Genomic DNA, 20,994 nt, shown 5'->3' with positions numbered 1-20,994 from the left:
GATCAGTGCTCGCTCGCCGACTCCAGGCGCTCGACGATGTACTCGGCGATCGGCAACGCCGAGGTGGCGGCCGGCGACGGCGCATTGAGGACGTGCACCGAACGCGGCGTGCTCTCGATCATGAAGTCGTGCAACAGAGTTCCGTCGCGCAGCACCGCCTGGGCCCGGATGCCCGCGGTGCGCGGCAGCAGGTCGTCCAGGGTCAGCTCCGGGCAGTAGCGGCGGCACTCCGCCAGATAACCGCGCTTGAACAGCGAATTGCGCAGCTCCCGCACCCCGGTGCGGGCATGCGTGAGCGCGACCCGGCGCATACCGGGGAAGGTGGCGATCTCCAGCGCGTCCCGCAGCGCGAAACTGCCCTTGCGATAGCCCTCCCGCGACCAGCCCAGCACGGCGTTCGGGCCCACGGTGAGCTCCCCGTCGATGGTCGGACTCAGGTGGACACCGAGGAACGGCAGCTCGGGATCCGGGATCGGGTAGATCAGCGTCGACACCAAACCCTTAAGGCTGTCCGGCAATCGGTAGTACTCACCTCGGAACGGGATGATCCGCAACGGAATCCGTAGCCCGGCCATCCGCGCCAGCCGGTCGGCCTGCAGCCCGCCGCACACCACGAGCCGGCGCGCGCGCCGGGACGTGGCCGGCCCGGCGACCGTCACCGCATCGGAAGTCTCTGTGATCGAAGTGATCTCGGTGTTCAGCAGGATCTCCCCGCCGGCCGCGGTCACCTCGTCGGCCAGCGCGGCCGCGACCCGCGCGTAGTCGATAATGCCGGTGGCGGGAACGAACAGCGCTCCGACACCGTCGATCCGGGGTTCACGGCGGCGAAGTTCCTGCGCATCCAGCAGTTCCACGTCGACGTCGTTGCGGACCGAGCGCTCGTAGAGCGCCAGCATCCGGGCATGCTCGGCTGAATCGGTTGCCACCAGCAGTTTTCCGCACTCCTCGTACGGAATGCCATGTGCCGCAGCGAATTCCTTGGTCCAGCTGGCACCCCGCCGGCACATCCGGGCCTTCAGGCTGCCGGGCTCGTAATAGATGCCGGAGTGGATCACGCCGCTGTTGTGACCCGTCTGGTGCGCCCCGGGCCGGTCCTGCTTCTCCACCAGCAGCAGTCGCGCCCCCGGATTTTTGGCGAGCAGCAGATGGGCGGTGGCCAGGCCGACGATGCCGCCGCCGATCACGCAGTAGTCGTAGACATTCGAGTCGTGCACCCCGGCAGTCTCACACGATTCGGCGCGTGACCGGCTTTACGCCGCCAGGTCGGGTGCGAGGGTGACGAACGGCACCGTCAAGGCGTGGTGTACACCCTCGAGTTCGAACCGCCCGGCGGGCAGGAAGCCGACCTGGTCGGCGGAGGGCGCGGTGGCCGGTACCGCCCAGGACGCGGCGCGCAGGCCGACTCCGACCGGACCGGGCCCGGCCGGCGCCGCGGGCCGGCTCGCGGCGCGGTCCCCGGCCGCGACCGAGGACGAGTTGACCGCGTAGGTGGCCGCGGCGACTGTCAAGCCCACGCTCGACATTCCGGCTACGACAATGGCGCCGTGCTGCAGGATCTGGGCGGTCCGGCGGTGGGGTGCGGGAGATTGCGACATGGTGGGTCCCTTCGAACTACCTGTTTCGTAGTTGTTCGTGCCCGCACCGATGAAGGCTCTACTCCGTGTATATCGCTGTCGCGACGTCGGTCACATCCCGCTAAACCGAAATAGGACTCATCTCACAGTCGCGGCCGTGACCGGGTGAATCCGTGCTCCGGCCGAACACGGGGTTTCCCGCACGTGCCGTCCGGGTAACAAATAATCGCGGCGGGTGTCAACTCCGCCTGCTTTCTCGACGGCTCTGGCCAACGTTGTCCCGGTCGGCAACCAAGGCAGGGTTCACCGAGATGGCGCCCGTCCGCTTGATCTTCTCCCGAGCCGGGAGTTCAGGAAGTTCAGTTTCAGTTGCCGACGGCGTCGCGGCCGGTTCCGGGTGGCCCGGCGAAGGCCTGGGCGATGGTCAGCCAGGTCGCGGCGTCGGCGCCGGTCGCGGTGAGTGCCAGGTCGTCGCGATGCCGGCGCTGGGTCACCAGCAGGCAGAAGTCGGCCGCGGTGCCGGTGACCCGCTGCGCGGCGTCTTCGGGACCCCAGGTCCACACGTCGCCGTCGGGTCCGGTGAGTTCGACCCGGAATTCCTCGGCCGGTGGCTGCTGCCCGCGGACCTGGTAGGCGAAGTTGCGGGTCCGTACGCCGATGTGGGCGATGTGGCGCAGCCGGTTGCTGGGCGCGCGCACGACCCCGAGGGTGTCGGCCACGTCCTGGCCGTGCGCCCAGGTCTCCATGATCCGCGCGGTCACCATCGACGCCGGGCTCATCGGCGGCCCGAACCAGGGCAGCTTGGTGCCGGCCGGGGCGGCGGCCAGTGCGGCCACCAGATCGGTGCGGCCGGTGCGCCAGCGGGCCAGCAGGTCGGCGGGCGGGGTGGTGGCGGCTTCCTCGGCGGCCTCGTCGACGAAGGTGAGCGCCTTCGGCGCGGCGGCGGCGACCAGGTCGGTGAATGCCGCGGCATCGGTGGCGGCGAGCACGGAAACCTCGTCGGTCCAGGTCAGGTGCCCGATCTGGTGGGCGATGGTCCAGCCCGCGGCCGGTGTCTGCCGGGCCCAGTCGTCGGCCGCGAGCGGCGCGACCAGGTCGTCGAGGGTGGCGCACTCGGCATCGAAGTCGGCGAGAAGGGTGTCGAGATCAGCCATACCGGTCCTGCCCGCGAAGAGGTGTCGAAGGCGCACGCCGTTGTGCGCACGGATCAGCATGGCAACGCCCGCTCAAAAATGCAAGCACGCCTGATTGTTCTTGCTGCAGGCCCGCTACCAGCCGAAAAGCACCAGGTGGATGATGCCGACGCCCAGGCCCAGCACCGCGCCGTGCACATACAGCAGCCACGCGTCCTGCTCCACGGCCGCGTAGAACATCTCCATGAACTCACCCGGACTCAGATCGCGCAGTTTGCGGGCCGCGAACTCGTCGATCTTGTGCGCCTGCTCCCGCGCGAACTCCTCGTCCGACACCACCGTCGGCGCCAGGCTCACCGCCACCCCGGCGGCACCCACCTTCAGATTGTCGAACTGGCGGGCGCCGAACACGGTCCGGACCACGTTCTTGGTGACCCCCAGCTGCCGGTGGATCTCCTCCGAGATCAGGGTCTCCAGCAGCTGCCGGGTCTTGTCGCCGTTGGGACCGTCGAGCAGTTCGTCGACCAGGTTCGGCAGCGTCAGCACTTCGTAGGCGAGGATGTGCGCGAGATCGTCGGCGGCCTGCGGCTGCCGCTTGGCGAGAAGTGCCTGCTTCCACGGATATCGGTAGCGCGGCTGCGGATCACCCGGCTCGAACACCACTTTCACCGCGATCCAGTTCACCACCACACCGATCAGCGCGGCCGCGACCAGGATGATCACCCACGGCGGGATCCAGCCCCACACCGGAATGTGCTGGTGCACCTGCAGATACAACGCCAACAGCACGCCGAACGGCGCGCCGAGCAGGCCGATGCGCACCATGAACCGCAGTTCCGGTGCCGCGATGGTGGTGAGCAGATCCTTGAGGATCTCCGGATACTGCTGCAGATACCGGATGACGAACTGCTTGATGTCGATCAGCTGATCGACATTGTCGCCCAGCTGCCGAAAGGACTTGCGCGCCAAGGCCGGCAGCTCGCGCTGCACCCGCTGGTAGAGCAGCTGGCGGGCCTGCCGGGGCACCGCGCGCCACAGATCCGGGTTCTCCCGCATCATGACCTGATCGACCGTGGGCTGCACCTGTTCGGAGATCGCGTCGGCAATATGGTCGGCGATCGAGTCGAGGTCGAGTTCCTCGATGAAATCCTTCGGGCTGCCGATCCGCATGATCGCGACATCGACACAGATACTCGCCATTTTCTCCGCGCGGGCTGGGATGAAGCCCTGAAATCCGAGCCGGGAGGCATCGGTCGAGAAAATCGGCAGCACCTGAACTCGCCGTGGGAGATACGGATAGAGCACCCGGAGCCCGGGAACGTAGAAGCCTTTGAAATACAGCGGCCAGATCAACATGATGACGCCGGTCCAGTTGGTGAGCAGACCGGCGGCGGCGCTGAAGATCGGAAACGAGATCAGGTCCACGACCAACTTGGACTGGCCGGTGAGATGCTCCCAATCCAGGAACAGGCCACCGGCGAGTGTTGTCATCGTGCTGCCCCCTCGGTACTGCGCCGGCTCTGTGGGTGTCCATCATTCTGCCTGGTCGTCGCCGGTGTCAAACATTCGACCGATTTACCATTCGGCGTCCGGATCGGCGTTCTGCCGCCGGTTTGGAGCACTATGGGCGTTCTGTCGGCAACTGCGGTGAATCTTTCGGAATTCGCTTCTGGGCAATGGGTCTCGACCGGTTAGGATCGCGCGTCGTACCCGCCGGTTCATTCCCGGCAATCATTGTGCCCGACCTGTTCGCAGAAAGGCGCTCCACACATGAAACAGATCGTCATCACGACGGCGGCCATTGCGATGGCGGCTCTGGCCATGGCGTGTGGCCAGGGGACGAAGCCGGCGTCGACCACGCCCGCGCACCCGTCGCCGGTCACGGCGACCTCGATCGCCGCCGCGAGTGCTTCGGTGGCACCGCCGAATCCGCTGCAGGCGCCCGCCGGTGCCCAGGTTCCGGCCGCTATGCCGGTCGCCGGCGACGGTGCGACGGACGACGGCTCGGCTCCCCCGGCCGACACGCAGACCCCGGGTGACGGTGGCAACCCGGCGCCCGCGCCGCCGGCCGGCAACCCGCCGCCGGCAGCCGGTGCCCCCGAGGTGCCGCCGCCCGCTGACGCGCCGCCCGCCGACGCACCCCCGGCCGACGCCCCGCCCGCTGACGCGCCGCCGGCCGACACCACCTCGGCCGCGCCCAGCACTCCGGTGTCCACCAGTCCGGCCGTGAGCAGCGACCCGGCCACGACCTCGGCACCGGCCCCGACGACCGAGCCCGCCACGACCACCTCGGCCGCGCCGGCGAGCTGACGGCCGATGATTCCGCTCGCCGCCCGCCGGCGGCGAGCGGGTCGCGGCTGTTCTCCCAGGGTGAACGGCGAGCGGAAACAAACGGGGATGCCCCCAGGTTGAGTAGGTAACGCTCAACTTTGGAAGGGGCTGAACCTGTGAGTACGTCACAGAACCTGCCGGTGCTGTTCCTGACCGACCCCATCGTGCTGCCCGGCATGGTCGTGCCGGTCGAACTCGACGAGGCGGCGCGGGCGGCCATCGATGCCGCACGGGCCGGCGGCCTGGACGCCGTGCTCGTCGCTCCCCGGCTGACCGAGGGCTACGCCTCCTACGGTGTGGTCGCCACCATCGAACAGGTCGGACGGTTGCGCGGCGGCGCACCGGCCGCCGTCCTGAAGGCCGAACGCCGCGCCAAGATCGGTCACGGCGTGACCGGCCCGGGTGCCGCGCTGTGGGTCGAGGCCGAACCGGTCGACATCGCGCCGGCCGACGGGCCCACGAAAGACCTTGCCGCCGAATACAAGAAGCTCGTCGTCTCCGTCCTGCAGCGCCGCGAGGCGTGGCAGGTCATCGACGCGGTCAACCAGCTGAGCGAGCCGTCGGCACTCGCCGACACCGCCGGTTACGCGTCCTGGCTGACCAACGATCAGAAGCGGCAGCTGCTCGACACGCCCGACGTGGCCGCGCGGCTGACCACCCTGATCGGCTGGACCCGCGACCACATCGCCGAGGTCGAGGTCACCGAGAAGATCAGCGAGGACGTCCGCGAGGGTGTCGAGAAGACCCAGCGGGAATACCTGCTGCGCCAGCAGCTCAACGCCATTCGAAAAGAGCTGGGCGAGAACGAGCCCGACGGCGCCGAGGACTACCGCACCCGGGTCGAGAACGCCGATCTGCCCGACGCCGTGCGCACCGCCGCACTGCGCGAGGTGGACCGGCTCGAACGCGGCAGCGACCAGAGTCCCGAGGCCGGCTGGATCCGGACCTGGCTGGACACCGTGCTGGACCTGCCGTGGACCGCGAAGACCACCGACTCCACCGATGTCGCGGCCGCGCGCGCGGTGCTGGACGCCGACCACCACGGTCTGGACGAGGTCAAGGACCGCATGGTCGAGTACCTGGCGGTGCGTGCCCGGCGGGCGTCGCGGGGTCTGGAGGTCGTGGGTGGCCGCGGCTCCGGCGCGGTGATGGTGCTGGTCGGCCCGCCCGGTGTCGGTAAGACCTCGCTGGGTGAGAGTGTCGCGCGGGCACTGGGCCGCAAGTTCGTGCGCGTCGCCCTGGGTGGCGTGCGGGACGAGGCCGAGATCCGCGGGCACCGGCGCACCTACGTCGGCGCGCTGCCCGGTCGCATCGTGCGGGCGATCAAGGAGGCCGGCTCGATGAATCCCGTTGTGCTGCTGGACGAGATCGACAAGGTCGGCTCCGACTTCCGGGGCGACCCGGCGGCGGCGTTGCTCGAGGTGCTGGACCCGGCGCAGAACCACACGTTCCGTGACCACTACCTGGACCTGGATCTGGACCTGTCCGATGTGCTGTTCATCGCGACCGCGAACGTCATGGAGACCATCCCCGGCCCGCTGCTGGACCGGATGGAACTGATCACCATCGACGGGTACACCGAGGCCGACAAGGTGGCCATCGCCCGCGACTACCTGGTGCCGCGGCAGTTGGAACGCAACGCGCTGACCAGCGACGAGGTCACCATCTCGGACGCGGCGCTGCGCGAGATCGCGGCGAACTACACCCGCGAGGCCGGGGTGCGGCAGATGGAACGGTTCATCGCCAAGGCCCTGCGCAAGGCGGCGACCAAGCTGTCCGAGCAGGCCACGCTGGGCTACGACGAAGACCTGGGTTACGACGAAAATGTTTCACGGGAAACCAACCGCGTGTCGCTTGACATCGGTTTGGGCGACCTGAAGGAGTACCTGGGCCGGCCGCGGTTCACCCCCGACGGAGTGGAACGCACCGCTGTGCCGGGTGTGGCCACCGGGCTCGCGGTGACCGGTGCCGGCGGTGACGTCCTCTACATCGAGGCCAACGCCGCCGAGGGTGAGCGCTCCCTGACCCTCACCGGTCAGCTGGGCGACGTGATGAAGGAATCGGCGCAGATCGCGCTGACCTACGTCCGCTCGCACCTGGAGGAGATCGGGATCGAGCCGAGCGTGCTGGATCGCAATATCCACATCCACTTCCCGGCGGGCGCGGTGCCCAAGGACGGACCGTCGGCGGGCGTCACCATGGTGACCGCGCTGGTGTCGCTGGCCCTGGGCCGGCAGGTGCGCGCGGATGTCGGTATGACCGGTGAGGTCACGCTGAACGGCCGCGTCCTGCCGATCGGCGGCGTCAAGCAGAAGCTGCTCGCCGCCCAGCGCAACGGCCTGAAGACGGTGTTCATCCCGGCCCGCAACGAGCCGGATTTGGACGACGTCCCCGCCGAAGTGCTGGAAGCGCTGGATGTGCGACCCATCGCCGACGTGGCCGAGATCCTCGCCTACGCCATCGAGCCGGTGGCCGAACCGGCTTACGCGGGACCGCTGGCGGCCACCGCGTAAGGGTCGGCCCCGATCGGGCGCGCTCGTCACCGTCCGATCGGGTGCTCAAGGGGCCGGGTGCACACGCACCCGGTCCCTCGCCGTTTCCGGGCCGGATCGGCGCGGAGAGGCTGGGCACTAACCGATCACGGGCCCGCTGGGATGCCCTGCGGCCGCGATCAGGTCGGCCGGAGTCCGGTGGTGGCCGGGCTTCGGCGGTGTGCCGGTCGTCAGGCGTCCGCGATACCGGGTCCCGGTTCTGGTGCGTCCGTGCCGGGCAGGTCGCGGTCGACGGCGCGGATCGTCCCCTGCGCCACCGCGCACAGCACCGGGTCGCCGCTCTCCGGGACGGCATAGATCGAACATTCGCACACCGCTTGGCGGCGGGTGGCGCCTACGACGCGGGCCTCCGCGCTCAGCAGCTTGCCGTCGGCGGGCCGAAGATAGGTGATGGTGAAACCGCCGGTCAGCACGTTCGGGCCGAGGACCGTGGCACCGGCGTAGGTGAGGGCGTTGTCGGCGGCGTAGGACAGCACACCGCCGTGGACATAGCCGAACTGCTGGCGCAGGTCCTCGCGGATCGGGATCTCCAGCACGGCGCCCTGGTCGCGGCCGAACGCGGCCAGGCGGGCGCCGAGCAGATTGCTGAACGGCTGCGCGGCCAGTACCGAACGGGCCAGGTCGAGGTCGAACTTCGCGATGTTCATCAGTCGCTCCAAGGTGGTCGGGTGCAGCGCGTGCGGCCCACGGTAGCCATCGCGACGGGCATCCGGACGCCGCGATCCGTGATTCGCATGGGTGATTCGCCGGACCGCCGGATCTGCGATGCTGGAAGTGATCATGTAATGCCGCAGGTACGGGCGAGAGGTTTCCTATGAACGAGTTCCGGACGATCACCGTCGACCGATCCGGGCCGGTGGCCCGGATCACCCTGAACCGTCCCGAGGCCGCCAACGGCCTGGATCGGGAGCTCGGCCGCGAGCTCGGCCAGGTGGCGTCCTACTGCGCCGACGACCCCGAACTGAAGGTCGTGGTGCTCACCGGGAGCGGCCGGTTCTTCTGTGCCGGAGGCGATCTGAAGGCCATGGCCGCGGCCGGCACCGACGTCGGCGAGCACCTGAAGGCGCTGACCGACGACCTGAACGATGCCGTGTCGTCGTTCGGCCGGATGGACGCGCTGCTGATCACCGCGGTCAACGGCGTGGCCGCGGGCGCCGGGTTCAGCCTGGCCATGGCCGGCGATCTGGTGGTCGCCGCCGACACCGCCTCCTTCACCATGGCCTACACCCGCGCGGGCCTGAGCCCCGACGTCGGCGCCTCGTACTACCTGCCGCGGCTGATCGGCCTGCGCCGCACTCAGGACCTGATGTTCACCAACCGCGTGCTGTCCGCCGCCGAGGCGCTGGACTGGGGTCTGCTGCACCGGGTGGTCCCCGCCGCCGACCTCGCCGCGACCGTGGACGAACTGGCCGAAACCTTCGCCGCCGGCTCCCAGGTCGCCAACGCGAATGTCAAGAAGCTGCTGCTGGTCAGCTCCAGTCACACGCTCGAGGAGCAGCTGACCCGGGAAGCGTCGTTCATCATCCACGCGGCCGAATCCCCGGACGGCCGTGAGGGTATCGACGCCTTCCTGAACAAGCGCACCCCGAACTTCGGCCACTCGGCCGCGGGTCGGCACTAGCCGGGCGTCGGCCGATCGGTCACTGCCGCAGGGCTTTACGCCGCGAGTGGCGCGCGGTCGCGACCGCCACCGGACCGAGCGCGGCCGAAAGGAACCGGGAACGCCTACCGGACAGTGAAGTCGAGGGCGGAAAACCGGTACACATCCGGCAGCCGCGAATCGGACTGCGGTGCAGCGACAGTGCGGCCGCTCAGCGATCCACTGCGCGGCACCGTAGTGCGGCGGCCCTCGTCTGGTTAGGGTGAGCCATGCAGTTCTGGGCGATGGTCGCGCGCGAAGCCGGAGACGACGTGGTGCTGGCCCGGGAGAAGGTCGGCGACGACTTCCTCGGGACCGGCACGGTCACGATCAAGGTGCACTACTCGAGTGCGAACTACAAGGACGGTCTGGCCGTCACCCGGGGTGGCGGGGTGGTGCGCGAGTACCCGATCGTCCCCGGGATCGACCTGTCCGGCGAGGTGGTCGAATCGCAGGATCCGCAGTTCGCGCCCGGCGATCTGGTGATCGCGCACGGCTACGACATCGGGGTCGCGCACCACGGTGGGTACGCCGAATACGCACGGGTGCCGGCCGGCTGGGTGGTGAAGCTGGACGGCCTGACCCCGCGGGACGCCGCGACGCTCGGCACCGCGGGCTTCACCGCGGCCATGAGCGTGGCCGCCCTGCTCGACCACGGCCTCACGCCCGAGGCCGGTCCGGTGCTGGTTACCGGCGCGACCGGCGGCGTCGGGACCGTCGCCGTCGACCTGCTCGCCGGGCTCGGATTCGAGGTCGTCGCCTCCACCGGCAAATCCGACGCCGGTGATCTGCTCACCGAACTCGGGGCGAGCCGGGTGATCGGGCGGCTGCCCGAGGACCCGGACGCGAAGCTGCGCCCCCTGGGCAAGGCGGTCTGGGCCGGCGCGGTGGACAGTGTGGGCGGCACCTCGCTGGCCTGGGTGCTGTCGGCCGTCAAGTACGGCGGCGCGGTCGCGGCCAGCGGCCTGACCGGTGGTGCCGCGGTGCCGACCACGGTGCTGCCCTTCATCCTGCGTGGCGTCTCGCTGCTCGGCATCGATTCGGTGCAGTTCCCGATCGCGCGGCGGCGGGCGCTGTGGACCCGGCTCGGCGCGGACCTGAAGCCGCGACATCTGGACCGACTGGCGAACGAGGCGCCGGTCACCGAGGTGGCGGCGGTGCTGCGAGACATCCACTCCGGCAAGCACTCCGGGCGCACGGTACTGCGGGTCGCCGGCGCGTTCTGAGCCGAGGTCGGGGCACCGCGGCCCGGAAGGGCTAGCCGAAGTTCTTGTTCAACAGCAGGCTGAGCACGGCCGGGTGCAGGTCCGGGAAGTCCATCGGCACGATGCCGTAGTGCGCGGGCGTGGCCTGGTTGGCAGTCAGGTACGCCTGCACCTTCGGCATGATCGCGGCGGCGTTGTCCAGCGGCCAGGCGTCGTCGGCGAAGCTGGTGAAGTTGATGTACTGCAGCGTGTTGTTCGGGTCGGCCGCGGCCTTGTCGAAACACGCTCGGACGTAATCGAACTTGTCGCCGCCGGAGGAGCCGAGGCCCACCGGTGACGACGAACCGGCGGAACCTGTTCCCACCGAACCGGATTCGAGCCCGGCCAGTCCGGCGCTCTGGTAGTGGTCCTGGAGATAGAAGTGGTCGCTGAGCAGTACTCCGTTGTCCCCGCCCGGCCACTGCAGGCAGGGCAGCGAATTGGCGAACTGGGCGATCAGCACGATCTTGCCGCGGGCCTCGCCGAGGGTGGGCATCCGGTTCTGTGTGAAGAACAGTGGACCGTAACCCTTCGCGCCCAGGTAGCCGTCGAAGATCTGCGCGAAGTTCGCGCCGACGTCGTTGCTGGTGCCGTTCTCCTTCTTCACCCGCATGATCAGCACCTCACCGGGATCGGCGGCGAGGAAGGCCCGGCACTGGTCGAGCACCGTGTCGAAGGTGATGCCCTGGTAGAAGCCGCCGTGGTAGATCCCGAAAGTGTCCGTACTGCCGGGCATTCCGTTGCACCGGATATCGAGGAACCGGATGCCCTGCGCGAATTGCTGTGGCAGCGTCCAGTTCTGGGTCTGCGCCCACGGGGTGCCGTTCAACGCGCTGGTGCAGCACGAGTCGTGGGTTCCGGGAATCGTGAGCCGCAGCATCGAAGTCGCATCCGGCAGCGCCGCCATCCAGCCCTGCGGCGCACCGACCGCCCGATGCACCGGCCGCGCCTGCGCCGAGCCGAGGGCAGCTGAACCCAGCCCGACCGCCAGGGCGGAAACCAGTGTGGTGCGCGTGAACTCTCGGCGGCTCAGATCCATATGCAGTCCCGGTGTGCTAGGTCGATGACGATCGGGGCAGCCTAATCTGGGCAGGCGTCCACATGTGGTCGATTGCGCGATTCGGCCGGGTGATGCCGGTGGCCGAAGGCTCAGCGGCTCCGGCGGCCCGAGGTGATCCCCATGCTGGTGACCTGGCTGTGCGAGCACCTGGTCTGAAGATCGGCCGTGCGGGGCAGGCGAACATGCTGTCCCGCACTGTGATCCACGAGCGTCTAGCCCAGTGCGCTGAGCCGGGTGGCCAGTCGCGCCGCGGCCTCGCGCAGCTCCGGCGGTTCCAGCACCTGCGCGGGAAAGCCCAGGAGCGCGATGTGGGCGGCGATCCGCTCCAGATCGTCGGCGGCCACGACCAGCACACACCAGCCGTCCCGATCGTCTTCGACGTGGCCTACCTGTGGCGGGACCATGCGGCGGACGGTCTCGGCCGCGGCCTGGAGCCGGATCCGTGCCACGTGCCGATAGGGGGCGGCGGCCACCGACTGCTGGACGTAGGTGAGCGGGTCCGGGTGCGCGCGCGGACGGAAGCGAAAGGTGGTGGGGACGGTGTCGCGCATGCGGTCCAGGCGGAAGGTGCGCCAATCGGCCCGGTCGCGATCCCACGCCATCAGGTACCAGCGATTACTGGTGGCCACCATGCGAATCGGTTCGACCGTGCGCTCGGCGGTGCCGTCGCGGCCGGGATAGCCGAAGCGGACCAGCACGGTGTCGCGGCAGGCGCGGGCCAAGGTCATCAGCAGGTCGGTGTCGATGCCGGTGCCGGTGTCGGTGAGCGACTCGGTCGCGGTCGCGACCGCTCGCACCTCGGCCCGCAGGCGCGGCGGCATCACCTGGTCGAGTTTCGTCAGGGCGCGCAGGGCCGGTTCGCCGAGGCCCGCGACGGTGCCGCCGGAGGCCAGGCGCAGCGAGACCGCGGTCGCGATCGCCTCCTCGTCGTCGAACAGCAGCGGGGGCAGCCGGGTGCCCGCACCCAGCTGATAGCCCCCGCCGACCCCTGGGCTCGCGTGCACGGGATAGCCGACCGCCCGCAACCGTTCCACATCCCGCCGCACCGAGCGGTCGGTGACACCCAGCTCGGCGGCCAGATCGCTCGCGGTCCAGGACGCCCGGCGCTGCAGCAGCGACAGCAGCCGCAGCACGCGTTCGGTGGTCGCTTCGACGGACACGGTTCCATGATTTCACGGATCACGGAACGAAACTGTCCGCAATCCAGGACAGGCTGCGTTCATGACCGGGTCAGGCGCCCGGCACGGACAAGGAGGTACCGCATGACCGACCAGACCTGGAACGAGCTGCTACGTGAGCAACTGTCCTGGCACTGGGACACCCAGCTCCGCCCTCGTCTCGACGGCCTCACCGACGCCGAATACTTCCGGGAACCGGTCCCCGGTTGCTGGAACGTCCGCCCGCGCGGCACCGGCACCGCGCCGATCCAGGGCGGCGCCGGTGCGATGACCGTCGACTTCGCTTATCCCGCACCGGAACCGGCGCCGTTCACCACCATCGCCTGGCGCCTGGCCCATGTCGTCGTCGGCGGACTCGCGATGCGCAACGCGGCGCACTTCGGCCGCACCCCCACCGACTACCTGTCCTTCGACTACGCCCCCACGGCCGCCGGGGCACTCGCCCAGCTCGACGCCGAGTACGCCGCCTGGCAGGCCGGGGTGGAATCGCTGGGCGACGCCGGCCTGACCCGCGCGTGCGGCGACGCGGAGGGCCCGTTCGCCGGTCGGCCGCTGGGTAGTTTGGTGCTCAATATCAATCGGGAACTGATCCACCATCTCGCCGAGGTCTGTCTGCTGCGCGACCTCTACCTGCACACCGACCGCTCGAAGGAGAACTGACCGTGGCTCGCGTCGTACAGATCACACTCGATTGCGCCGATCCCGCTGCGCTGGCGGAATTCTGGGCCGAGGCGCTCGGCTACCAGGTGCAGGGGCCGCCACCCGGATTCGAATCGTGGGAGCAGGCCCTCGACGCCATGGGTGTCCCGCCGGAGCGGCGCAACGACGCCTCGGCCGTGGTCGACCCGTCCGGTGCCGGGCCGCGGGTGTTCTTCCAGCGCGTCCCCGAACCCAAACAGGTCAAGAACCGGGTGCACCTGGACATCCGGGCCGCACCCGGCCTGCGGGACGACGCCCGGATGGACGCCCTGGAAGCCGAGGCCGCCCGGCTCGTCGCCTTGGGCGCCGCCCGCCTGACCCGGTACGAACCCGCTCCCCCGATGGGTTTCGGCCACATCGTGATGGCCGATCCGGAGGGCAACGAGTTCTGTCTGGACTGAAGGCCCGGCGGCGGTCAGTCCACGACCGCCGGTGCGGGGGCCGGTGAATCGGCGAACTGGGTGGTGTACAGCTCGGTGTAGCGACCGCCGGCGGCCAGCAGGTCGAGGTGGGTACCGCGCTCGACCACCCGGCCGTCCTCCACCACGAGGATCTGGTCGGCATTGCGGACCGTCGACAGGCGGTGTGCGATGACCAGCGCGGTGCGGCCCTCGAGTGCCTCGCCCAGGGCCTCCTGCACGGCGGCCTCGTTGGTGGAATCCAGTGCGGCAGTAGCCTCGTCGAGGATCACCAGCCGCGGCTGCTTGAGCAGCAGGCGCGCGATGGTGAGCCGCTGGCGTTCGCCGCCGGAGAGCCGGTAGCCGCGTTCGCCGACCACCGTGTCCAGGCCGTCGGGCAGCGATTCGACCAGCTCGCCGAGCCGGGCTCGGCGCAACGCGTCCCACAGTTCCTCGGTGGTGGCGCCGGGCCGGGCCAGTTCCAGGTTGCCCCGGATGGAGTCGTGGAACAGGTGCCCGTCCTGGGTGACCAGGCCGACGGCGTCCTGGATCGAACGGCCGGTCAGCTCACGCACATCGACGCCGTTGAGCCGGACCGAGCCGGAGTCCACGTCGTAGAGTCGTGAAACAAGCTGGGCGACAGTCGATTTACCGGCACCCGACGAACCGACCAGCGCCACCATCTGCCCCGGCTCGGCGCGCAGCGAAATACCGTGCAGCACTTCGACTCCCCCGCGGGTGTCGAGCGTGGCGACATCCTCCAGCGAAGCCAGCGAGACCTTGTCCGCCGACGGATACCCGAACCGCACATCGGAGAACTCCAGGGCCACCGGGCCTTCGGGGACCTCGACCGCGTCGGGCGCGTCCTCGATCAGCGGGCGCAGGTCGAGGATCTCGAAGACCCGCTCGAAGCTGACCAGTGCGGACATCAGGTCGATCCGGGCACTGGCCAGGGCGGTGAGCGGGGTGTAGAGCCGGGTCAGCAGCAGCGAAAGGGCCACCACCGCACCGGCATCCATGTCGCCGCGCAGCGCGTACCAGCCGCCCAGGCCGTACACCAGCGCGATGGCCAGCGCGGACACCAACGTCAGCGCGGTGACGAAAGTCGTTTGCACCATGGCGGTCCGGATGCCGATGTCGCGCACCCGGCCCGCGCGCAGCCCGAATTCCGCCGACTCCTGGTGCGGCCGGCCGAACAGCTTGACCAGGGTGGCGCCCGGCGCGGAGAACCGCTCGGTCATCTGGGTGCTCATGGCGGCATTGAGCTGCGCGGCCTCGCGCTGGATCCCGGCGATCCGGGTGCCCATGCGGCGGGCCGGAATCATGAACAGCGGCAACAGGATCAACGCGAGCAGCGTGATCTGCCAAGACAGCCGCACCATGACGGCCAGGGTGAGCAGCAGCGTGACGATATTGCTCACCACACCGGACAGTGTGGTGCTGAACGCGCGCTGCGCGCCGATCACGTCGCTGTTGAGCCGGCTGACCAGGGCGCCGGTGCGGGTGCGGGTGAAGAACGCGATCGGCATCTTCTGCACATGGTCGAACACGGCGGTGCGCAGATCGTAGATCAGGCCCTCACCGATCTTCGCCGACAGCCAGCGGATGACCAGCCCGAGGGCGGCGTCGGCGACGGCGACCGCGGCGATGATCAGCGCCAGCACCACCACCGACCGCGGCGCGGCGTGCCCGACGATGTCGTTGACCACCCGGCCGGCCAGGATCGGGTTGGCCACGGCGAGCACCGCGGAACCCAGGCTGAACAGCAGAAATCCGATCAGCTGCGCGCGGTGTGGTGCGGCGAACCGCAGGATGCGCACGGCCGTACCGCGGCTCAGTGCGCGGTGCTCCGGCGCCGTGGCCTGCCGGTACATCTGGCTCCAGGCCACCTGTTCGATACTCATCGCCGCGCCTCGCCGGTCTCACATCGTTCGGTCATGGCACCCTCCCGGTCCTGCTCGTCCGGGTAATTCAACCCCGGACCACTGACACTAGGACCTCAACAAAAGTTCAGGTCAACGGCTTCCGGCCCAGGCTTCGCCGACGGCGAAATCCGGCCGTGCCGTTTTGCCCGGATCGATCGGTGAGGCCCTAGTGTTTCGAGCATGAAGGCGATCCAGTACGCGTCGCTCGGCGGTCCGGAGGTCCTCGAACTGGTGGATCTGCCCGTGCCCGAACCGGTGGATGCCCAGGTCCGAGTCGCGGTCCGGGCCGCGGGCGTCAACCCCGCCGACTGGAAGATGCGCGCCGGGTTCATCCCCGGTGGCCCGCTCCCCCGCCGCGCCGGATTCGAGGTCGCCGGCGTGGTGGACGCGGTCGGCCCACAGGCGCACTGGAAGGTCGGCGACGAGGTGCTGGGCTGGGGCGCGGGCGGTTACGCCGACTACGCGGTGGGCGAGAATCTGGTCGCCAAACCCGAGGAACTGTCCTTCGCCGAGGCGGCCGCCGTACCGGTCGCCGCGGCCACCGCCGCCCGCGGCCTGCACGAACTCGATCTGCAGGCCGGGGAGACGCTGCTGGTCCACGGCGCCTCCGGTGCGGTCGGCGCGATGGCGGTGCAGTTCGCCCGCCGGCTGGGCGCGACCGTGATCGGCACCGCGTCGGCCGCCAATCAGCAGGTCGTGACCGGACTCGGCGCGCTCGCGACCACCTACGGCGCGGGTCTCGCCGACCGGGTGCGCGCGCTGCAGCGAACCGGCGGGCCGGAGGCGGCAGCGGAGCGTAACCACGTAGGCTCTCGGGAGCTGCGGCATCGGATTCAGCCTCCCGACGGTGTGGACGCCGTGCTCGACTGCGCCGGCCACGATTTCCTCGACACCGCCATCGAACTGCGCGGCGGCACCGACCGCATCGTCACCTTCGTCGACCCCGCCGCCGCATCGAAGGGCGTGGCCTTCTCCGCCGGCGGTCCGCCCGACCTGGACGCCGTGGAACGCGCCGCGGACCTGCTCGCCGTCGGCACATTCCACCTCCCGGCCCCACCGCGCACCTACCCGCTCGCCGACGCGGCCCGCGCGCAGATCGACAGCGAAACCGGCCGTGCGCTGGGCAAGATTGTGCTTCTGACCAGCTAGACGACCGGGCCCGAACCCGCCTAGCGCATCGTGGCAGTTCCGGTCCCCGGTAGGCCCGCAACCCGCCCAGGGCATCATGGCAGTACCCGGTCCCCGATGCGGCCGGCCTACCTGCTCGCTGCGGCGACGGGCTGGTGTCCCGGGCCGCCGTCTATCGCGCCGGACAGCGACTCGCACTGACTAGGCTGGACCGGTGACCGAGGTGGCGCGGGGAGTCGGGCCGGTGGCGGGGGTGGGTGAGCCTGCCTGGGTGCGCGGTTTGCGTGAAGTGCTCGACGGTGAGGTGGACGCGTCACCGCGGCGGAGGGCCGAATACTCCTCGGACGCGTCCAATTACCGGGTGCCGCCGGCGGCCGTGGTGTTTCCGCGGTCGGACGCGGATGTGGCAGCGGCCCTGGGGTTCGCGCGCGCGGAGGGGCTGTCGATCACGGCGCGGGGTGCCGGTACCTCGGTGGCGGGGAACGCGATCGGGCCCGGTCTGGTGCTCGACTTCAGCCGGCACCTGAACGCGATTCTGGAACTGGATCCGGCGGCGGGCGTGGCGCGGGTCCAGCCCGGGGTAGTGCAGGCCGCGTTGCAGCGACGAGCTGCGCCGCACGGGCTCCGGCTGGGTCCCGATCCGTCGACGCAGGACCGCTGCACGCTGGGCGGCATGATCGGCAACAACGCGTGCGGGCCGCGGGCCGTGGCGTGGGGGCGCACGTCGGGGGCCGTGCGGCAGGTCCGGATCATCGACGGTACGGGCAGCGAACGCGTCCTCGGCAACGACCTCGCGGCGGTCCCCGGGTTGCCGGAGTTCACCCGGTCCCGGCTGGCGACAGTGCGCACCGAACTCGGCCGGTTCGGGCGCCAGGCGTCTGGGTACGCGCTGGAACATCTACTGCCGGAACAGGGTTCGGCGGTCGCGAAGGCCTTTGTCGGCACCGAGGGCACCTGCGGGCTGCTGCTCGACGCCACCGTCGGACTCGTGCCACTCCCCCGCGCCACCGTTCTGGTCGTGCTCGGTTACCCCGATATGGCAACTGCCGCGGACGATGTGGCGACGGTGCTGGCCGCCGCGCCGATCGCGGTCGAGGGGATCGACGCCCGGCTGGTGGATACCGTTCGGGCACATCGTGGTTCGGTGCCGGAGCTGCCGCGCGGAGGCGGCTGGATGTTCGTCGAACTCGCGGCCGAGACCGGCGACGAGGCCCGGGCGCGGGCAGTCGAACTGTGCCGGACCGCGCACGCGCAGGACAGCCGGATCGTCATCGACGCACGGGATGCCGCCCGACTGTGGCGGATTCGGGCCGACGGCGCCGGGCTGGCCGGCCGCACTCCCGACGGCCGCCCGGCCTGGCCCGGCTGGGAGGACGCGGCCGTTCCCCCGGAACGGCTCGGCGCCTACCTGCGCGAATTCGGCGAGCTGATGCGCGATCACGGCGTCGACGGCCTGCTCTACGGGCACCTCGGCGACGGCTGTATCCACGTCCGGCTCGATCTGCCGATCGCGGTGGCGCCCAGCCGGTTCCGGTCCTTCCTGTTCGACGCGGCAGATCAGGTGGTGCGGTTCGGCGGCTCGCTGTCGGGCGAGCACGGTGACGGCCGGGCGCGCTCGGAACTGTTGGCCCGCATGTACTCCCCCGCCGTCCTGGCCGCGTTCGCCGAGTTCAAAGCGCTGTTCGATCCGAACGACCTGCTCAACCCGGGAGTTCTGGTGCGCCCCAGGCCGGTCGACGCCGATCTGCGCCTGCCGGGGGTGCCCATCTGGCCGGCGGCGGGCGGCTTCGCCTACCCGGGCGACGGCGATCTCGCCACCGCAGTGCACCGCTGTGTCGGAATCGGCAAGTGCCGGGCGGATTCTCGCGGTTCCGGCGGTGTGATGTGCCCGTCGTTTCTGGCCACCGCCGACGAGAAGGACAGCACCCGCGGCCGGGCCCGGGTCCTGCAGGAGGTGGTGCGCGGGGAGCTGGATCCCCGGTCCGTGGCGGTGGCCGAGTCCCTCGATCTGTGCCTGTCCTGCAAGGCATGCCGATCCGAATGCCCCGCCGGGATCGACATGGCCACCTACAAGTCGGAGGTCTTGCACCACCGCTACGCCGGTCGGCTGCGCCCCCGCGACCACTACGTGCTGGGCCGGCTGCCCAGCTGGCTGGCCGCGGCCTCTCGGCTGCCACGCGTGGCCAATGCGCTGGCGGCGAATTCCTTCCTGCGCCGGTGGGGGTTGCGGGCGGCGGGAATGGATGCGCGCCGCGAGATTCCGGTGCTGGCGGACCGAACCTTCCGGCAGCAGTGGGCCTCCCGGGCCGATCGCACCGGACCGCCGGGCGGTCCGGGCGTGCTGCTGTGGGTGGACACGTTCACCGACACCTTCGATCCCGATATCGCCTGGGCCGCAATCGAACTCATAGAGTCGACCGGCGTCCGGGTGCGCCCGGTCGAACGCCGGGTGTGCTGCGGGTTGACCTGGATCAGCACCGGTCAGCTGGACGGCGCGCGGAAACGGTTGCGCGCCACTCTCACCGAGCTGGACGGGCACGTGCGCGCGGGCGGCACGGTGATCGGGCTGGAACCGTCGTGTACCGCGGTCCTTCGCTCGGATCTGCCCGAGCTGCTCCCCGACGACCCGCGCGCCGCCCCGACCGCCGCCGCGGTGCGGACCCTGGCGGAGTTCCTGGACGCGCAACCGGGCTGGCAGCCACCCGACCGCACCGGCACATCGGTTGTGGTGCAACCGCATTGCCACCAGCACGCGACAGCGGGCTTCGACGCCGACCGCCGGATCCTGGCCCGGGCGGGCGCCGAGGTCACCGAGATCGCCGGATGTTGTGGTCTGGCAGGCAATTTCGGGATGCAGGCCGGCCACTACGACATCTCGGCCGCCGTGGCCGAGAACGGGCTGCTGCCCGCGCTGCGCGACCACGGTGACGCGGTCCTGCTGGCCGACGGCTTCTCCTGCCGCACCCAGGCGCTGCAGCTCGGCGGCCGAACCGGCACCCACCTGGCACAGTTCCTGCATTGATAGCCGTGTGACATACTCGCAGGACAACGGGGCGGACCCGCCGCCGGAACGGGGTTGCGGCCTCAGGCACAATGGCAGCATGTCGGACAGGAACGGCGCGGAGCGCACGGTGACCGCCGGCCGCCCCGTTCACCTGGCCCTGACCTTGGCGCCGCTGCGGCGCGGCCCCGGTGACCCCTGCCATCGGGTGACCGCCGGTGGTGCGCACTGGCACGCCTCGCGGACGGCGACCGGCCCGGTCACGGCGCGTTTCACGCAAGGCGCGCCGGACACGGTGACGGTCCGCGCCTGGGGTCCCGGCAGCGCGGAGTTCCTCGACCGCCTCTCGCACATGCTGTGCCTGGATGAGGACGTCGCCGGCTTCGCCCCGGAACACCGGCTGATCGCCGAGGCGCACCGCCGGTTCCCCGGGCTGCGGATGCTGCGCACCGGGCAGGTGTTCGAGGCGCTCGTCCCCGCGATCCTGGAACAGCGGGTGCACACCGTCTCGGCGCACGCCTCGTGGCGAAAACTGGTGGGGCAGTTCGGTGATCCCGCGCCGGGCCCGACGCCCGAGCCCATGCGGCTGCCGCCCACCGCCGAGGTCTGGCGCCGGATCCCGTCCTGGACCTTCCACCGCGCCAACGTGGATCCGCAGCGCGCCAAGACGATCGTGCTCGCCGCCCGGATGGCCGACAAGCTGGAACAGGCCGCGACCATGGACCACGCGGCAGCCGCCGAACGCCTGCGCGCCGTGCCCGGTGTCGGCGTGTGGACGGCGGCGGAAGTAGCCCAACGGGCCCTGGGTGACCCGGATGCGTTGTCGGTGGGCGACTTCCACCTCGCCGCCATGGTCGGCTGGACCCTGCTCGGGCGCCCGCTCGACGACGAAGCCATGGTCGAGTATCTGGAACCCCTACGCCCCCACCGCTATCGAGCGATCCGCCTGCTCCAGGCCGCGGGCTTCGCCCACAAACCGAAGTTCGGCCCGCGCACCTCGCTGGTGGACATCAGCGGAATCTAGGCCGGGTCGTGGGGCGGCTGTCCCCTGGCGGGACGAGCGAATCGAGCTCGCTGAAACGACAGCGGCCCCGCCGCAGACGAATGTTGCAGCGGGACCGCTGAATTCGGC

The 20,994-nt window shown here is 70.2% G+C and carries 17 protein-coding genes; 9 read left to right on the top strand and 8 right to left on the bottom strand.

All coding sequences use genetic code 11. The annotated features are described in order from the left end of the window. Positions 1-2 precede the first annotated feature (2 nt). The 4 genes from lhgO to EBN03_RS06345 all read right to left on the bottom strand — a co-directional run bounded on the left by lhgO (position 3) and on the right by EBN03_RS06345 (position 4,198). Complete coding sequence (lhgO, locus tag EBN03_RS06360) at positions 3-1,214, bottom strand: L-2-hydroxyglutarate oxidase (RefSeq protein WP_122186983.1); 1,212 nt, start codon at positions 1,212-1,214, stop codon at positions 3-5. A 36-nt stretch (positions 1,215-1,250) separates the two neighbouring features. Continuing rightward, positions 1,251-1,595, bottom strand: a complete 345-nt coding sequence (locus tag EBN03_RS06355; protein ID WP_122186982.1) for a hypothetical protein — start codon at positions 1,593-1,595, stop codon at positions 1,251-1,253. Between the two features lie 344 nt (positions 1,596-1,939). Beyond that, the gene (locus EBN03_RS06350) at positions 1,940-2,728 is read right to left on the bottom strand and encodes a TIGR03084 family metal-binding protein (RefSeq protein WP_122186981.1); all 789 of its coding nucleotides are present in this window, start codon (positions 2,726-2,728) and stop codon (positions 1,940-1,942) included. Between the two features lie 114 nt (positions 2,729-2,842). Beyond that, positions 2,843-4,198, bottom strand: a complete 1,356-nt coding sequence (locus EBN03_RS06345; protein ID WP_122186980.1) for a hypothetical protein — start codon at positions 4,196-4,198, stop codon at positions 2,843-2,845. Between the two features lie 279 nt (positions 4,199-4,477). Here EBN03_RS06345 and EBN03_RS06340 point away from each other — a divergent pair, with 279 nt between their 5' ends. Together EBN03_RS06340 and lon are read left to right on the top strand one after the other, a co-directional pair. Beyond that, positions 4,478-5,017, top strand: a complete 540-nt coding sequence (locus EBN03_RS06340; protein WP_122186979.1) for a hypothetical protein — start codon at positions 4,478-4,480, stop codon at positions 5,015-5,017. Between the two features lie 197 nt (positions 5,018-5,214). Further along, the gene (gene lon, locus EBN03_RS06335) at positions 5,215-7,551 is read left to right on the top strand and encodes an endopeptidase La (protein ID WP_233608243.1); all 2,337 of its coding nucleotides are present in this window, start codon (positions 5,215-5,217) and stop codon (positions 7,549-7,551) included. A gap of 209 nt (positions 7,552-7,760) precedes the next feature. Here lon and EBN03_RS06330 read toward each other — a convergent pair whose 3' ends face one another. Further along, on the bottom strand, positions 7,761-8,237 hold the full coding sequence (locus EBN03_RS06330) for a PaaI family thioesterase (RefSeq protein WP_122187339.1): 477 nt from the start codon (positions 8,235-8,237) through the stop codon (positions 7,761-7,763). Between the two features lie 167 nt (positions 8,238-8,404). Here EBN03_RS06330 and EBN03_RS06325 point away from each other — a divergent pair, with 167 nt between their 5' ends. Continuing rightward, positions 8,405-9,211 (top strand): enoyl-CoA hydratase/isomerase family protein, encoded by an 807-nt coding sequence (locus EBN03_RS06325; protein ID WP_122186978.1) that lies wholly within the window; start codon positions 8,405-8,407, stop codon positions 9,209-9,211. A 248-nt stretch (positions 9,212-9,459) separates the two neighbouring features. Then, the gene (locus EBN03_RS06320) at positions 9,460-10,455 is read left to right on the top strand and encodes an oxidoreductase (protein ID WP_122186977.1); all 996 of its coding nucleotides are present in this window, start codon (positions 9,460-9,462) and stop codon (positions 10,453-10,455) included. A 31-nt stretch (positions 10,456-10,486) separates the two neighbouring features. Here the strand turns inward: EBN03_RS06320 and EBN03_RS06315 are convergent, their stop codons facing one another. Further along, positions 10,487-11,512, bottom strand: coding sequence for a phosphatidylinositol-specific phospholipase C (locus EBN03_RS06315; protein ID WP_122186976.1), 1,026 nt, complete (start codon positions 11,510-11,512; stop codon positions 10,487-10,489). Between the two features lie 233 nt (positions 11,513-11,745). Continuing rightward, entirely contained in the window at positions 11,746-12,693 is a 948-nt protein-coding gene (locus EBN03_RS06310; protein WP_122186975.1) for a helix-turn-helix transcriptional regulator, read from the bottom strand. 102 nt (positions 12,694-12,795) lie between these two features. On the opposite strand from EBN03_RS06310, the gene EBN03_RS06305 reads away from it, so the two are divergent. Both EBN03_RS06305 and EBN03_RS06300 read left to right on the top strand, forming a co-directional pair. Further along, on the top strand, positions 12,796-13,371 hold the full coding sequence (locus EBN03_RS06305) for a DinB family protein (RefSeq protein WP_122186974.1): 576 nt from the start codon (positions 12,796-12,798) through the stop codon (positions 13,369-13,371). Between the two features lie 2 nt (positions 13,372-13,373). Beyond that, entirely contained in the window at positions 13,374-13,811 is a 438-nt protein-coding gene (locus EBN03_RS06300) for a VOC family protein (RefSeq protein WP_122186973.1), read from the top strand. A gap of 14 nt (positions 13,812-13,825) precedes the next feature. On the opposite strand, the gene EBN03_RS06295 is transcribed toward EBN03_RS06300, so the two are convergent. Continuing rightward, positions 13,826-15,712 carry an ABC transporter ATP-binding protein gene (locus EBN03_RS06295; protein ID WP_122186972.1) on the bottom strand — a complete coding sequence of 629 codons (1,887 nt, stop codon included), beginning with the start codon at positions 15,710-15,712 and terminating at the stop codon, positions 13,826-13,828. 201 nt (positions 15,713-15,913) lie between these two features. On the opposite strand from EBN03_RS06295, the gene EBN03_RS06290 reads away from it, so the two are divergent. The 3 genes from EBN03_RS06290 to EBN03_RS06280 all read left to right on the top strand — a co-directional run bounded on the left by EBN03_RS06290 (position 15,914) and on the right by EBN03_RS06280 (position 20,886). Next, a complete protein-coding gene (locus EBN03_RS06290; protein WP_122186971.1) occupies positions 15,914-16,882 on the top strand; it encodes an NADP-dependent oxidoreductase in 969 nt (322 codons plus the stop codon). A 202-nt stretch (positions 16,883-17,084) separates the two neighbouring features. Continuing rightward, the gene (locus tag EBN03_RS06285; RefSeq protein WP_233608242.1) at positions 17,085-19,883 is read left to right on the top strand and encodes an FAD-binding and (Fe-S)-binding domain-containing protein; all 2,799 of its coding nucleotides are present in this window, start codon (positions 17,085-17,087) and stop codon (positions 19,881-19,883) included. A gap of 79 nt (positions 19,884-19,962) precedes the next feature. Next, on the top strand, positions 19,963-20,886 hold the full coding sequence (locus EBN03_RS06280; protein ID WP_122186970.1) for a DNA-3-methyladenine glycosylase family protein: 924 nt from the start codon (positions 19,963-19,965) through the stop codon (positions 20,884-20,886). Positions 20,887-20,994 lie beyond the last annotated feature (108 nt).

Source organism: Nocardia stercoris (assembly GCF_003696265.1).
Taxonomy (GTDB): domain Bacteria; phylum Actinomycetota; class Actinomycetes; order Mycobacteriales; family Mycobacteriaceae; genus Nocardia; species Nocardia stercoris.
Note: the sequence above shows the minus strand (reverse complement) of the source record. Positions and strands in the feature narration are given on the sequence as shown.

Excerpts from the sequence above, each read along its gene's own strand:
- EBN03_RS06355 (WP_122186982.1), bottom strand. The coding sequence starts at position 1,595 with ATGTCGCAATCTCCCGCACCCCACCGCCGGACCGCCCAGATCCTGCAG.
- EBN03_RS06350 (WP_122186981.1), bottom strand. The coding sequence starts at position 2,728 with ATGGCTGATCTCGACACCCTTCTCGCCGACTTCGATGCCGAGTGCGCC.
- EBN03_RS06345 (WP_122186980.1), bottom strand. The coding sequence starts at position 4,198 with ATGACAACACTCGCCGGTGGCCTGTTCCTGGATTGGGAGCATCTCACC.
- EBN03_RS06340 (WP_122186979.1), top strand. The coding sequence starts at position 4,478 with ATGAAACAGATCGTCATCACGACGGCGGCCATTGCGATGGCGGCTCTG.
- lon (WP_233608243.1), top strand. The coding sequence starts at position 5,215 with ATGGTCGTGCCGGTCGAACTCGACGAGGCGGCGCGGGCGGCCATCGAT.
- EBN03_RS06330 (WP_122187339.1), bottom strand. The coding sequence starts at position 8,237 with ATGAACATCGCGAAGTTCGACCTCGACCTGGCCCGTTCGGTACTGGCC.
- EBN03_RS06325 (WP_122186978.1), top strand. The coding sequence starts at position 8,405 with ATGAACGAGTTCCGGACGATCACCGTCGACCGATCCGGGCCGGTGGCC.
- EBN03_RS06320 (WP_122186977.1), top strand. The coding sequence starts at position 9,460 with ATGCAGTTCTGGGCGATGGTCGCGCGCGAAGCCGGAGACGACGTGGTG.
- EBN03_RS06315 (WP_122186976.1), bottom strand. The coding sequence starts at position 11,512 with ATGGATCTGAGCCGCCGAGAGTTCACGCGCACCACACTGGTTTCCGCC.
- EBN03_RS06305 (WP_122186974.1), top strand. The coding sequence starts at position 12,796 with ATGACCGACCAGACCTGGAACGAGCTGCTACGTGAGCAACTGTCCTGG.
- EBN03_RS06295 (WP_122186972.1), bottom strand. The coding sequence starts at position 15,712 with ATGAGTATCGAACAGGTGGCCTGGAGCCAGATGTACCGGCAGGCCACG.
- EBN03_RS06290 (WP_122186971.1), top strand. The coding sequence starts at position 15,914 with ATGAAGGCGATCCAGTACGCGTCGCTCGGCGGTCCGGAGGTCCTCGAA.
- EBN03_RS06280 (WP_122186970.1), top strand. The coding sequence starts at position 19,963 with ATGTCGGACAGGAACGGCGCGGAGCGCACGGTGACCGCCGGCCGCCCC.